This is a genomic window from Xanthobacter lutulentifluminis (assembly GCF_043194675.2).
Taxonomy (GTDB): Bacteria; Pseudomonadota; Alphaproteobacteria; order Rhizobiales; family Xanthobacteraceae; genus Xanthobacter.
In genome coordinates this window covers 3,620,263-3,632,689 of the sequence record NZ_CM195525.1, presented here as the reverse complement: position 1 = coordinate 3,632,689, position 12,427 = coordinate 3,620,263, and the positions used below count along the sequence as shown (strand labels likewise).

12 protein-coding genes are annotated in these 12,427 nt (G+C 71.4%); 9 read left to right on the top strand and 3 right to left on the bottom strand.

Going from position 1 to position 12,427, the window contains the following annotated elements; translation table 11 throughout:
* Positions 1 to 122: 122 nt before the first annotated feature.
* The 4 genes from V5F49_RS16735 to V5F49_RS16720 all read left to right on the top strand — a co-directional run bounded on the left by V5F49_RS16735 (position 123) and on the right by V5F49_RS16720 (position 4,061).
* Complete coding sequence (locus V5F49_RS16735) at positions 123 to 1,268, top strand: hypothetical protein (protein ID WP_394116679.1); 1,146 nt, start codon at positions 123 to 125, stop codon at positions 1,266 to 1,268.
* A 73-nt stretch (positions 1,269 to 1,341) separates the two neighbouring features.
* On the top strand, positions 1,342 to 1,836 hold the full coding sequence (locus V5F49_RS16730; protein WP_394116678.1) for a DUF6790 family protein: 495 nt from the start codon (positions 1,342 to 1,344) through the stop codon (positions 1,834 to 1,836).
* Positions 1,837 to 1,879: 43 nt separating this feature from the next.
* Positions 1,880 to 3,226, top strand: coding sequence for an ABC1 kinase family protein (locus V5F49_RS16725; protein ID WP_394116677.1), 1,347 nt, complete (start codon positions 1,880 to 1,882; stop codon positions 3,224 to 3,226).
* Positions 3,227 to 3,294: 68 nt separating this feature from the next.
* Positions 3,295 to 4,061 (top strand): IS5 family transposase gene (locus V5F49_RS16720; RefSeq protein ID WP_394118573.1). Its coding sequence is split into 2 segments (ribosomal slippage): positions 3,295 to 3,604 and positions 3,604 to 4,061, totalling 768 coding nucleotides; the frame shifts between segments, so codons are not numbered across the junction.
* Here the strand turns inward: V5F49_RS16720 and V5F49_RS16715 are convergent.
* The 3 genes from V5F49_RS16715 to V5F49_RS16705 are packed head-to-tail and all read right to left on the bottom strand — an operon-like array spanning position 4,058 to position 5,535.
* Entirely contained in the window at positions 4,058 to 4,771 is a 714-nt protein-coding gene (locus V5F49_RS16715) for a sulfate transporter family protein (RefSeq protein ID WP_394118516.1), read from the bottom strand. The genes V5F49_RS16720 and V5F49_RS16715 overlap by 4 nt on opposite strands.
* Positions 4,705 to 4,959 (bottom strand): hypothetical protein, encoded by a 255-nt coding sequence (locus V5F49_RS16710; protein WP_509210794.1) that lies wholly within the window; start codon positions 4,957 to 4,959, stop codon positions 4,705 to 4,707. The genes V5F49_RS16715 and V5F49_RS16710 overlap by 67 nt, the downstream gene beginning before the upstream one ends.
* A 54-nt stretch (positions 4,960 to 5,013) precedes the next feature.
* Positions 5,014 to 5,535: a DUF3574 domain-containing protein gene (locus V5F49_RS16705; RefSeq protein WP_394118517.1), complete on the bottom strand. Its 522-nt coding sequence runs from the start codon at positions 5,533 to 5,535 to the stop codon at positions 5,014 to 5,016.
* 425 nt (positions 5,536 to 5,960) lie between these two features.
* Between V5F49_RS16705 and V5F49_RS16700 the strand changes: the two genes are divergently transcribed.
* From V5F49_RS16700 to V5F49_RS16680, 5 genes are all read left to right on the top strand, one after another.
* The gene (locus V5F49_RS16700; protein WP_394118518.1) at positions 5,961 to 6,614 is read left to right on the top strand and encodes a TetR/AcrR family transcriptional regulator; all 654 of its coding nucleotides are present in this window, start codon (positions 5,961 to 5,963) and stop codon (positions 6,612 to 6,614) included.
* Positions 6,615 to 6,619: 5 nt separating this feature from the next.
* Positions 6,620 to 7,936, top strand: coding sequence for an efflux RND transporter periplasmic adaptor subunit (locus V5F49_RS16695; protein ID WP_394118519.1), 1,317 nt, complete (start codon positions 6,620 to 6,622; stop codon positions 7,934 to 7,936).
* Entirely contained in the window at positions 7,936 to 11,082 is a 3,147-nt protein-coding gene (locus V5F49_RS16690) for an efflux RND transporter permease subunit (protein ID WP_394118520.1), read from the top strand. Before V5F49_RS16695 ends, V5F49_RS16690 begins: the two co-directional genes overlap by 1 nt.
* A 182-nt stretch (positions 11,083 to 11,264) precedes the next feature.
* Complete coding sequence (locus V5F49_RS16685) at positions 11,265 to 11,672, top strand: nuclear transport factor 2 family protein (RefSeq protein ID WP_394118534.1); 408 nt, start codon at positions 11,265 to 11,267, stop codon at positions 11,670 to 11,672.
* The gene (locus V5F49_RS16680) at positions 11,672 to 12,295 is read left to right on the top strand and encodes a TetR/AcrR family transcriptional regulator (RefSeq protein WP_394118521.1); all 624 of its coding nucleotides are present in this window, start codon (positions 11,672 to 11,674) and stop codon (positions 12,293 to 12,295) included. The genes V5F49_RS16685 and V5F49_RS16680 overlap by 1 nt, the downstream gene beginning before the upstream one ends.
* Positions 12,296 to 12,427: the final 132 nt, after the last annotated feature.

Sequence of the window (12,427 nt, the reverse complement as noted above, 5' to 3'; positions counted from 1 at the left end):
GCAGCGGCACCGGCCTCGGGCCCGCCGGCGTGGCGGCGTTCCCCCGGTGGGCCAGGCTTTGCGAGGCGGTCGCCCCTGCCCTCCGGGCGGCCCTCGCCCGCGCGCCGATGGCGATGCGCCTGGTGACCCTCGGGCGCCTGGCGGCTCCCGCCGCCTGCGGTTCCTCCCAGCCGCACGCCTCCCGCAGGGCGATCGCCGGCGACGGGCGCCTCGCCCGGATTGCCCTCGCCCCGGCGCTCCTCGTGCTCGCGGCGGGGACGGCGGCGGCGCAGCAGCCGGTGTTCCTGCCCTATTTCAACGCCCCGGCCGACGGCATGCCGATCCATCGGCCGCCCACGCTCGGCCTCGCCATCGGCGGGGCGGTGCACCGGGCGGTGATGGATACGGGCTCCACCGGCGTCGTCATGGCCGCCACCTCCATCGCCGGCTTCGGGCGCCTGACGCCCCTCGGCCCGGGCGAGATCACCTACACCTCGTCCGGCCGCATCATGCGCGGGGTGAATGTGGAGGTGCCGGTGACCATCGTCGGCGCCGATGGCTCGCAGGTCACCACCCGCCCCATCCCGGTGCTGGCGGTGACGCGCATCGACTGCCTGCGCACCGCCCGCGACTGCCAGCCCGACGCCGCGCCCCGCCGGGTCGCCATGCTGGGCATCGGCTTCGCCCGTGCGCGCGACCGCCAGCCCGGCGCCGGCCCGGCGCGCAACCCGTTCCTCAACCTGCCCGGCATGGGCGCGACTGGAGCCGCCGCCGGCCCGCTCGGGCGCGGCTATGTCGTCACGCGGCGGGGGGTGCAGGTGGGGCTCGCGCGGGAGGATGGCGCGTCGTTCCGGAAGGTCGCGCTGAAGCGGGACGCCGCCGCCGGCGATTTCGCGCCCGTGCCCGCCTGCCTCGCGCTGGACAACCGCACGCCCGCCGCCTGCGGCACGCTGCTGCTCGACACCGGCGTCGCCACCATGTTCCTCACCCTGCCGCCGGCCCAGACGGAGGGGCTGGAAACCCTCGACCCGCGCGGCGCCCGCGTGCTGGCGGACGGCGTCGCGCTCTCGATCCGCCCCGGACCGGATGCCGCCGCCCCCGCCTACGGCTTCACCGTGGGCGACCGGGACGACGCGGTGGTGCCGGAGCGCGTGATCCTGGTGGGGCGGGGCCAGCGCCCGCCCTTCGTCAACACCACCGTGCGGGCGCTGAATGCGTTCGACTATCTGTTCGATGCCGAGGCCGGCGCGGTGGGCTTCCGTCCGCTCCCGGCACCGACGGGCCGGTAACCGAGGCTGGCCGGCGGCGGCGGTTTCTGCCACGCTGCGCGGGTGCGAAAAGAACGCGCGCCGGAGAAGCGCCATGGTCTTCTGGGTTCCCATCCTCGCCTATGTCGCGGTGGTCCTGCTCACCGCTTTCTCATTCATGCGGGCGGCGGCGCCGCGCGGGCCGGGTCTCGTGGCGCGGCTGCTGCTGCGCTACATCTGCCTCGTGCCGGTGGGGCTGATGGGCCTGTGGGGCGCGCTCGGCCATCTCGTCTTCCCGGCCCAGTCCGCGGCCGCCATCGGCTGGACCACCAGCCCGTTCCAGACCGAGGTGGGCCTCTCCAACCTCGGCATCGGCCTCGCCGGCGTCATCGGCGCTTTCTATGCCGATCGTGGCTACCGCCTCGCCCTCGCGGTGATGACGGCGGGCTTCCTCGGCGGCGCCGGCATCAATCACATCGTGGAGATCGCCCGCACCGGCAACATGGCCGCGGGCAATGCCGGCCCCATCCTCTACACGGACCTGCTGACGCCGCTTTTGCTGCTCATCCTCCTCGCCGTGACCCCATCCGACCGGCGCGCAGGCGCGTAGACCTTTCGGACAGACAAGGCGGACAGACAAGGCGGCGCGCGGCATGGCTGACGATGAGCGGAACCGGTTCTCGGCGCGGGCGGCGCGCTATGCGCGAGTGGGGGCGAACGTGGGGGGCGTGGCGGCGCGCATCGCCGGCACCCGCCTCATGGGGCTCGACCGCAACGGCAGCAACGCCGCCGCCCTCGCCTCGGCTCTGGGCGGGCTGAAGGGGCCGCTGATGAAGGTGGCCCAGCTGATGGCCACCATCCCCGACGTGCTGCCCCCCGAATATGCCGCCGAGCTGCAGAAGCTGCAGAGCGACGCCCCGCCCATGGGCTGGGCCTTCGTGCGCCGGCGCATGATGGCCGAGCTCGGCGCCGACTGGCAGGCGCGCTTTACGTCCTTCGAGCACCAGCCGGCGGCCGCCGCCTCGCTGGGGCAGGTGCACCGCGCCGTCACCCTCGACGGGCAGGAGGTCGCCTGCAAGCTCCAGTATCCGGACATGCAGGCGGCGGTGGAGGCGGACCTCGCCCAGCTCGACATCCTGTTCTCCCTGCACCGGCGCATGGACGGGGCCATCGACACCCGCGAGATCGCCGGCGAGATCGGCGAGCGGGTGCGCGAGGAGCTGGACTACCGGCGGGAGGCGCGCCACGCCGCGCTTTATGCCCACATCCTCGCCGGCGAGCCTTCCGTGCGCGTGCCCGGCGTGCGGGCCGACCTCTCCACCGGCCGCCTTCTCACCCTGGACTGGCTGGAGGGCGAGAAGATGCTCGCCTTCACCGACCACCCGCTGGAGGAGCGCAACGCGCTGGCGCAGGCCATGTTCACCGCGTGGTGGCTGCCGTTCTCGCGCTTCGGCGTGATCCACGGCGACCCGCACCTCGGCAACTACACCGTGTTCCGGACCGACGGGCGCCCGGCGGGCATCAACCTCCTCGACTACGGCTGCATCCGCATCTTCCCGCCGCGCTTCGTGGCCGGGGTGGTGGACCTTTATCGCGGGCTCCTCGCCGGCGACGAGGCGCGGGTGGTGCACGCCTACGAGACCTGGGGCTTCCGCGGGCTGAAGCGGGAACTGATCGACGTGCTGAACATCTGGGCCCGCTTCATCTACGGCCCGCTGATGGACGACCGGGTGCGCTCCATCGCCGACGGGGTGGCGCCGGGGCAGTACGGGCGCAAGGAGGCGTTCCGGGTGCACACCGCCCTGAAGGAGCTGGGGCCGGTGACGGTGCCGCGCGAGTTCGTGTTCATGGACCGCGCCGCCATCGGCCTCGGCGCCGTGTTCCTGCACCTGAAGGCGGAGCTCAACTTCCACCGCCTGTTCGAGACCGCCATCGCCGACTTCTCGGCCGAGACGGTGGCGGAGCGCCAGGCCGCCGCCCTCGCGGCGGCGGGGCTCTAGGTTCTGAACCCATAAAGGTTGCGGAATGCTGGCGTCGCTGATTCAAGGTTCCCGGGAGGAGCCTTTGGATGGCGCGTTACGATTTGAGCGAAGGGGAATGGCGGTTGGTCGCGCCGCTGTTGCCGAACAAGCCGCGCGGGGTCGCCCGCGTGGACGATCGACGGGTGATCAACGGGATCTTCTACGTGCTGCGGACCGGCTCGCCCTGGCGCGACCTGCCCGCGCGCTACGGCCCGCACACCACGGTCTACAACCGCTACAACCGTTGGGCGAAGGCGGGCGTGTGGCTGAAGGTCTTCGAGGCGCTGGCGGCCGCCTCGCCCCAATCCCTGCACCTGATCGACAGCTCCATCATCCGCGCCCACCAGCACGCTGCCGGCGGAAAAAAGGGGGCCCGGATCACGCCATCGGCCGGTCTCGTGGAGGACTGAGCACCAAGATCAACGCCCTGGTGAACCAGGACGGCCTGCCGCTGAGGATCGTGCTCTCCGCCGGCCAGGCCTCCGACAAGGCGGCGGTCGCCGCGCTGCTGGAAGGTGTTCCGCCGGCCCCGGCGCTCGTCGCCGACCGCGGCTATGACGCCAAAGCCATCGTCGACCTGGTCGCCGACCACGGCGGGTGCGCCCACATCCCGACCCAGAAGGACCGCAAGGTCCAGCGCTCCGTCGACCCGGCGATCTACCGCCAGCGCAACCAGATCGAGCGCTTCTTCTGCAAGCTCAAACACTTCCGACGCATCGCCACGCGCTTCGACAAGCTCGCGCGAAACTTCCTCGCAGCCGTCCTCATCGCCTCAACCCGCATATGGCTCAGAGCTTATGAGTCCACGCCCTAGAGCGCGCGGCCCTCGATCACCATGCCCCCGTCCTGCGCGCGCCGCACCGGCAAAGGTGCGATGCGGCGGTGGAAATGCACCATGAAGGCCGTGCCGAACACCGGCATGATGAGGTTCAGCACCGGCACCAGCAGGATGGGCGCAATCAACAGGCCGGCGATGAACACCTCCACCGCATGGCTCTGGCGCAGGCGGCGTGCCTCCTCCGGCGTGCGGTAGCGCATGGCGGCGAGCTCGAAATATTCGCGGCTGATGAGATAGGCGTTGGCGACGTAGAACACGATCACGTTCACCCCCGGCACCAGCAGCAGCAGCAGGGCCGCGAGGTTCACCGCCAGCACCAGCCCGAAGAAGCGCAGGGAATAGAGGAGCGAGCGCAGCACCGGCTGCGGCCGGCCGGGGGGATCGGCCGGATAGCTCGCCTGCTCCACCCGCTCGGCCACGTCGTCGAGGAACAGGCCGGCCACCAGCGAGGACACCGCCGGCATCAGGTAGAACACGCCGAACAGCAGCCCGAGCCCGGCCACCACCGCCAGCGTCGTCTCCACCCACGGGTAGGACGGCACGTGGACAAAATGCGTCAGCGCCGCCTCCAGGCCGATGGCCATCACCACCAGCAGCAGCAGGGCGAGCGCCATCGACTTCAGCAGCACGCCGCGCAGCAGCGGCGAGAAGGTCTGGCGAAAGGCTTCGAAAGCGGCCGCGAGCATGGCACCGTCCCGGTTGGAGCTTCCCGACAGTTAGGCGCCCGCCCCCTCCGCCTCAAGGGGCAGCGCAGCGGCGCGGGGCGCCGCTTCAACGGGGCGGGGTCATCGACAGGGCGCCGCCTCATGGGTGCGATCATCGGCGGCGGGCGCCGCCTCATGGGTGCGATCATCGGCGGCGGGCGCCGCCTCATGGGTGCGATCATCGGCGGCGGGCGCCGCCTCATGGGGCGCACCGCGGGCGCACGTCACAGGGTCACGCGCACCGCGTTCGTCACCTGCAGCACGCCCCACTGGTGGAAGCGCTCGGAATAGAGGCGGCGGATGTCGTCCAGCTTGCGCGCGGCCTCGGGCGTGTCCGGGTGGTAGATCAGGACAAGGCGCATGTTCTCCTGCACCACCTGCGCCGTGCCGTGGGCCTCCCCCTTCACCTGCCCGTAGGCGGCGATGACGGTGAGACCGTCCGGGAAGCGCGACGTCACCTCGTTGGCGAGGAAGTGCGTCCATTCCTGCTCGCTGACGCCGCTGCCGTCGGCGGAAGCGAGGCCGAACAGAAGCTTGGTCTCGATCATCACCACGGATACGCCGGGCCGCAGCTCCGCCGGCCGCGCCTCTTCCGCCTGCGCCGGAGCCGCGAGGGCAAGGACGGCCGGCAGCAGCATCGCCGCCCCCAACGCGGCAACCGGGCGCCACGGACGGCGCGCGGACGGGGACCGGTGCAGCAAGATGCGGGCGGCGGTGGACGGAACCGGCTGGATGGGAGACGGCATGGAGGGGCTTCCGGCAGGCGTTGCGGTGATTCCGCCGCCCAGTTGAAGCGTGCGCGGGGCGCGGCGCAACCCGCCTCCAGCCCCTCTTGCGGACACGGCCCGGACCGCGGCGCGGGTGATGGAGCGCTGCGCGCCATGACCCGACGGGATATCGCCGCGCTGGAAAAGGCCGCCGCCGTCTGAGGGGAGCCTGCCCGAATGCCGGAGAGCCCCGACCGGGTGCAGGGCGGCGTCGGCGGCAGCAGCCGTTTTCAGTCAGCCCGCGTCGGGAGCCGCTCCCGGACGCGGGTGGCGGGTCGCTGGGTGACCGCCCTCCTCCCGGACGCCTGGCCTAGCGCGAGCGAACATTCGTTCGCGCTTTTCTCGCCCGGGCGTCCGTGATACATGCGAACGAACATTCGCTCTCACTCCGGCCGGAGCCGCCCATGTCCGCCCGCCCGCCGTCCGCCGCCCCAACGGTACCGGCGCCGAAGACCGACCACCGCGCGGGGCAGCGCCAGCGCATCCTTGCGGCGGCGCTCGCCTGCTTTTCCCGCGACGGCTTCCACGGCGCCTCCATGCAGAAGATCTGCGCCGAGGCGGGCATGAGCCCGGGCGCGCTCTACCGCTATTTTCCGTCGAAGGAATCCCTCATCGCCGCCATCGTCGAGGGCGAGCGGACCGAGCAGCTCGCCTTGTTCGATGCGGTGACGCAGGGCCCCTCCGTGCTCGGCGCGCTCACCGCGTGCCTGGGCGAGATCCTGCGGGACGAGACGCTCTCCTCGGCCCGGCTCGGGCCGGAGATCATGGCCGAGGCCATCCGTAACGCGGACCTGCGCGCCGCCATGGAGCCGCACGAGGCGGAAAGCCGCGACCAGCTGCGCGCGGCGCTGGAGACGGCGGCGGCGCAGGGCGAGATCGATCGCGCGCTCGATCCCGATACGGTGCAGATCCTGATCCAGGTGATCGGCGACGGGCTGATCCTGCACCACCAGCTGCATCCGGAATGGGACATTGCCGGCCGCCTGCCCGCCATCGAGGAGATGGTGCGGCGGATGCTCGCGCCCCCGCCCTCCTCCCCTTCCGCCGCGGGGGATTGACCGCGATGCGACAGCGTGACGCCCGCGTCACCCCCTTCACCTTCCGTCACGGTGCTGCCGTGGTCGGACCGCATTTTCCCGATCCGTCCCGGAACGAGGCCTTTCGCACCATGTCCGCCCCTGCCCGCCTGCCGCTTCGCTTCGCCCTCGCCGCCGCGCTGCTCTCCGCCTGCGCCATGGCGGCACCGGGCGCGGCCCGCGCGTCCGACAAGGCCCCGGCCAAGGCGCCGTCCGCCCTCTCCGTGACCGTGGTGAAGCCCCGGCCGGATACCCTCGCCGACACCCTGCTCGTCACCGGCACGCTCAAGCCGCGCGAGGAGATCGAGGTGGGGCCCGAGATCGAGGGCTACCGCCTCGTGGAGATTCTGGTGGAGGCCGGCGACCGGGTGGAGAAGGGCCAGGTGCTGGCCCGCCTCTCCCGCGAGGTGCTGGAGACCCAGCTCGCCCAGAACACCGCCTCCGGCGCCAAGGCCCGCGCCGCCATCGCCCAGCAGCGCGCGGCCCTCGACCAGGCCGCCGCGCAGGAGACCGAAGCCCAGGCCGCCGTGGAGCGCACCCGCCAGCTGCGCAAGACCGGCACCGCCTCCCAGGAGCAGCTCGACGAGCGCGAGCGCGGCGTGAAGGTGGCGACCGCGCAGGTGGCCGCCGCGCGCGAATCGCTGGTCGCCGCCGAGGCCGAGGCCGTGTTCGTGCAGGCCCAGCGCGACGAGATCGAGGTGCGGCTGAAGCGCACCGACGTGCGCGCCCCGGCCGCCGGCCTCATCCTCTCGCGCGAGGCCCGGCTCGGCGCCATCGCCCTGTCCACGCGCGCCGCGCCCTTGTTCCGCATCGCCGAGGACGGCGCCATGGACCTCGAGGCCGAGGTGCCCGAGAGCGCCATGCCGCGCATGAAGGACGGCCTTGTCGCGCAGGTGCTGCCCGCCGGCTTCGAGACCGCCATCGATGGCCGGGTGCGCCTGGTCTCGGCCGAGGTGGACCGTGCCTCGCGCCTCGGCAAGGTGAAGATCGCCCTGCCCGCCGACCCGCGCCTGAAGTCCGGCGCCTACGGCCGGGCGGTGGTGGGCCTCGGCGAGGTGAGCGGCCTCAGCGTGCCCCAGTCCGCCGTGATGTTCGATGCCGACGGCGCCTATGTGCTGACCGTGGTGGACGGCCTCGTGGCGGTGAAGCGCATCGTGCCCGGCCTGAAGAAGAGCGGCCGCGTGCTGGTGACCAGCGGCCTTTCCGCCGACGAGAGCGTGGTGGCGCGGGCCGGCAGCTTCCTGCGCGACGGCGACCGGGTGACCCCGGTCACCGCTCCCCTCTCCGTGGGCGAGGCGCGCTGATGGCCCTCAACGTCTCCGCCTGGGCGATCCGCAAGCCGGTCCCCCCGCTCGTCCTGTTCTTCATCCTCACGGTGCTCGGCATCGTGCACTTCCGCTCGCTGCCCGTGACGCAGATGCCGAACGTGGACGTGCCCATCGTCATGGTCACCATCACCCAGCCCGGCGCCGCCCCGAGCGAGCTGGAGACGCAGGTGACCAAGAAGGTGGAGAACGCCATCGCCGGCGTGACCGGGGTGAAGCACATCACCTCCTCCATCTCCGAGGGCGCCAGCGTGGTGCTGGTGGAATTCCACCTGGAGACCCAGGTGGACCGGGCGGTGAACGACACCCGCGACGCCATCACCAAGATCCGCGCCGAGCTGCCCCGCGCCATCGACGAGCCGCAGGTGCAGCGCGTGGACATCGAGGGCCTGCCCATCGTCACCTATGCGGTGTCGGCCCCCGAGATGACCACCGAGGACATGTCCTGGTTCGTCGACGACACCATCGCCCGCGCCCTGCAGGGCGTGCGCGGCGTCGCCCAGGTGAAGCGCGAGGGCGGGCTCGACCGGGAGATCCGCATCGCGCTCGATCCCGACCGGCTGATGGCGCTGGGCATCACCGCCGCCGAGGTGAGCCGCCAGCTGCGCGCCACCAATCTCGACGTCTCCGGCGGCCGCGGCGAGGTGGGCACGCAGGAGCAGTCCATCCGCACGCTCGCCGGCGCGCCCACGGTGGAGGCGCTGGCGGAGACCCGCATCGCCCTCTCCAACGGCCGCTCGGTGCGGCTCGGCGACCTTGGCCAGGTGGTGGACGGCGCGGCCGAGCAGCGCGTGTTCGCGCGGCTCGACGGCAAGAGCGTGGTGGCCTTCGGCGTCTACCGCGCCAAGGGCTTCTCGGATGTCACCGTCTACGACCGCGTGACGGAGGAGCTCGGCCGGCTCGTCGCGTCCCATCCCGGCATCACCGTGACGGAGATCGACACCACGGTCCGCTTCACCAAGTCGGACTACGAAAGCGCCATGCACACGCTGATCGAGGGCGCCATCCTCGCGGTGATCGTGGTGTTCCTGTTCCTGCGCGATTTCCGCGCCACCCTCATCACGGCGCTCGCCATCCCCCTGTCCATCCTGCCCACCTTCTGGGTCATGGACATGCTGGGCTTCTCGCTCAACGCGGTGTCGCTGCTCGCCATCACGCTGGTCACCGGCATCCTGGTGGACGATGCCATCGTCGAGATCGAGAACATCGTCCGGCACATGCGCATGGGCAAGTCGGCCTATCGCGCGGCCATCGAGGCGGCGGACGAGATCGGCCTCGCGGTGGTGGCCACCACCCTCACCATCGCCGCGGTGTTCGCGCCGGTGTCGTTCATGGGCGGAATCGCCGGGCAGTATTTCAAGCAGTTCGGCCTGACGGTGGCCATCGCGGTGCTGTTCTCGCTGGCGGTGGCGCGGCTCATCACGCCGTTGCTCGCTGCCTATTTCCTGCGCGAGGCCGGCCACCACGAGAAGCCCGACAGCGCTGTGATGCGCGGCTACATGCGCCTGCTCGGCTGGTCGGTGAAGCACCGCTTCGCCACCATCGGCGCGGGCATCGCCATCTTCGCCGGCACCATCTGGCTGTCCACCCTCCTGCCCTCGGGCTTCCTGCCGGCCAACGACATCTCCCGCGCCTTGCTCTCCATCGAGCTGCCGCCGGGCACCACGCTGGCGGAGACGCAGAAGGTGTCGGACGACATCACCCGCACCCTGCTGAAGCTGCCGGAGGTGAAGAGCGTCTACGCCACCGCAGGCTCCGGCGGCGCCGGTGGCCTGGCGCTGATGGCGGGCGAGGTGCGCAAGGCGCAGATCGTCATCAACCTGAAGCCGCGCTCAGAGCGCGACATGGACCAGAAGACCTTCGAGACCCAGTTCTCGCGGACGCTGGAAGCCATGCCCGACATGCGCTTCTCCTTCAGCCAGAACGGGCAGAACACCCAGCGCGGCTTCCAGGTGGTGCTCTCCGGCAATGACGGCGCCGCCGTCGAGCAGGCGGCGCTCAAGCTGGAGAAGGAGATCCGCGCGCAGATGCCGGAGCTCGCCAACGTGGTCTCCTCCGCCGCGCTCGACCGGCCGGAGATCCGCATCGTGCCGAAGCTCGACGAGGCGGCGGAACTGGGCGTGTCGGTGGACACCATCGCCGAGACGGTGCGCATCGCCACCATCGGCGACATCTCCGCCAACCTCGCCAAGTTCTCCGCCAAGGACCGGCAGATCGACATCCGCGTCCAGCTCACCGAGAAGGCGCGCACCAGCCTGTCCACCTTCGACGCCCTGAAGGTGCCCACCGCCACCGGCGGCGCGGTGCCGCTCTCGGCGGTGGCGGACGTCAACTTCGGCAAGGGCCCCACCGCCCTCGACCGCTACGACCGCGCCCGGCGCGTGGCTGTGGAGGCCGACCTCGTGGGCGACACCCCGCTCGGCGATGCGCTCTCCCGGGTGAAGGCCCTGCCCACCGCCCAGAACCTGCCGGCCGGCGTCACCCTCAAGGAGGCCGGCGACGCCGAGATCATGGGCGAGGTGTTCTCCGGCTTCGCGCTCGCCATGGCCGCGGGCCTGATGCTGGTGCTGGCGGTGCTGGTGCTGCTGTTCCACGACCTTTTGCAGCCCATCACCATCCTGGTCTCCCTGCCGCTGTCGGTGGGCGGCGCGTTCATCGCGCTGCTCATCACCGGGCATGCGGTGTCCATGCCGGTGGTCATCGGCTTCCTGATGCTGATGGGCATCGTGACCAAGAACGCCATCCTGCTGGTGGATTTCGCGGTGGAGGCCATGCACCACGGCGCCGACCGCACCACCGCCCTGCTGGAGGCCGGGCACAAGCGGGCGCAGCCCATCGTCATGACCACCATCGCCATGGTGGCGGGCATGGTGCCCTCGGCCATGGCGCTGGGCGAGGGCGGCTCGTTCCGCGCGCCCATGGCCATCGCGGTCATCGGCGGCCTCATCACCTCCACCGTGCTGTCGCTGGTGTTCGTGCCGGCGGTGTTCACGGTGATGGACGATCTCTCCCACATCTTCGGGCGCCTGTTCGGCCGGTTCATCGGCGGGCGGGACGAGCCGGACGATGCCGCCGGTCACGCCTCCCCCCACGGCGGGCCGGGCCATCCGCGCCCGGCGGAATAGTCCTTCACGATCCGGCGAACGGGGCGGGATGCAGATCCCGCCCCGCTTGACTCGCACCCGCCCATGTACCATTCAGTACATTATTGACTGATCGGTACAGGAGACGCCCCGTGACCCAGCCGCCCGCCCAGCGCCCGCCCTTGCCCCCCTTCACCGCCGAGACCGCCGCGCAGAAGGTGCGCATGGCCGAGGACGCCTGGAACACCCACGACGCCGAGCGCGTCTCCCTCGCCTACACGCCGGACAGCGTGTGGCGGAACCGCTCCACCTTCCTCAAGGGCCGCGCCGAGATCGTCGCCTTCCTGACCGGGAAGTGGGCCAAGGAGCGCGAGTACCGTCTCATCAAGGAATTGTGGGGCCTCAAGGACAACCGCATCGCCGTGCGCTTCCAGTATGAATGGCGGGATGCGGACGGGGCGTGGTACCGCTCCTACGGCAACGAGCAGTGGGAGTTCGACGAGAACGGCCTGATGCGGCGGCGCGAGGCGTCCATCAACGACGTGCCGATCGCCGAGGCCGAGCGCCGCTTCCACTGGCCGCTGGGCCCGCGTCCGGCGGATCATCCGGGGCTCACCGAACTGGGGATGTGATGGCGAAGACGGTGACCGAGCGGGCGGACATCCTGCCCGCGCTGGGCGAGGTGCTCCGCGAGCACGGCTTCGAGGGCGCGAGCCTCGCCCAGATCACGGCCCGCACCGGGCTCGGCAAGGGCAGCCTCTATCACTTCTTCCCCGGCGGGAAGGAGGAGATGGCGCAGGCGGTCCTCGCCGAGATCGACGGCTGGTTCGAGGCGCAGGTGTTCGCGCCGCTGCGGGCCGCCGGCGATGCCCCGCCCGGCACCGCCGCCCGCGCGGCGGCGGAGGCGCATGCCGACCCCCGTGCCGCGGCCGCGGCGGTGCGCGACATGCTCGCCCGGGTGGATGCCTATTTCCGCTCAGGCCGGCGGGTGTGCCTCGTGGGCGTGTTCGCGCTCGGCGAGGTGCGCGACCGGTTCTCCGGACAGGTCGCCGGCTATTTCGCCCGCTGGCGCGACGCGCTCGCCGCCGCCCTCATGCGCACCGGCCTGGCGGAACCGGTGGCTGCGGACCGGGCCGAGGACGCGGTGCTCGCCATCCAGGGCGCGCTGGTGCTGGGGCGGGCGCTGAACGACCCGGCCGTCTTCACCCGCTCCCTCGCCCGGCTGGAGACGCGGCTGCTGGCGCCCGCGGACTGACAATCTATAAACTTCATGGATTATGTTGCGACTTGACGCGTTCGATAAATCGAACGATAGTAGGATCATCACTGCCCCAGCATGGATGGGCGTCGCCATGAAGATGTGTCGCTGAAATCAGCCCCAAGCGCG

Coding starts and splice junctions, on each gene's coding strand:
- V5F49_RS16725 (WP_394116677.1), top strand. CDS start 1,880: ATGGCTGACGATGAGCGGAACCGGTTCTCGGCGCGGGCGGCGCGCTAT.
- V5F49_RS16700 (WP_394118518.1), top strand. CDS start 5,961: ATGTCCGCCCGCCCGCCGTCCGCCGCCCCAACGGTACCGGCGCCGAAG.
- V5F49_RS16710 (WP_509210794.1), bottom strand. CDS start 4,959: ATGAGGCGGCGCCCGCCGCCGATGATCGCACCCATGAGGCGGCGCCCG.
- V5F49_RS16705 (WP_394118517.1), bottom strand. CDS start 5,535: ATGCCGTCTCCCATCCAGCCGGTTCCGTCCACCGCCGCCCGCATCTTG.
- V5F49_RS16715 (WP_394118516.1), bottom strand. CDS start 4,771: ATGCTCGCGGCCGCTTTCGAAGCCTTTCGCCAGACCTTCTCGCCGCTG.
- V5F49_RS16680 (WP_394118521.1), top strand. CDS start 11,672: ATGGCGAAGACGGTGACCGAGCGGGCGGACATCCTGCCCGCGCTGGGC.
- V5F49_RS16690 (WP_394118520.1), top strand. CDS start 7,936: ATGGCCCTCAACGTCTCCGCCTGGGCGATCCGCAAGCCGGTCCCCCCG.
- V5F49_RS16730 (WP_394116678.1), top strand. CDS start 1,342: ATGGTCTTCTGGGTTCCCATCCTCGCCTATGTCGCGGTGGTCCTGCTC.
- V5F49_RS16685 (WP_394118534.1), top strand. CDS start 11,265: ATGGCCGAGGACGCCTGGAACACCCACGACGCCGAGCGCGTCTCCCTC.
- V5F49_RS16695 (WP_394118519.1), top strand. CDS start 6,620: ATGCGACAGCGTGACGCCCGCGTCACCCCCTTCACCTTCCGTCACGGT.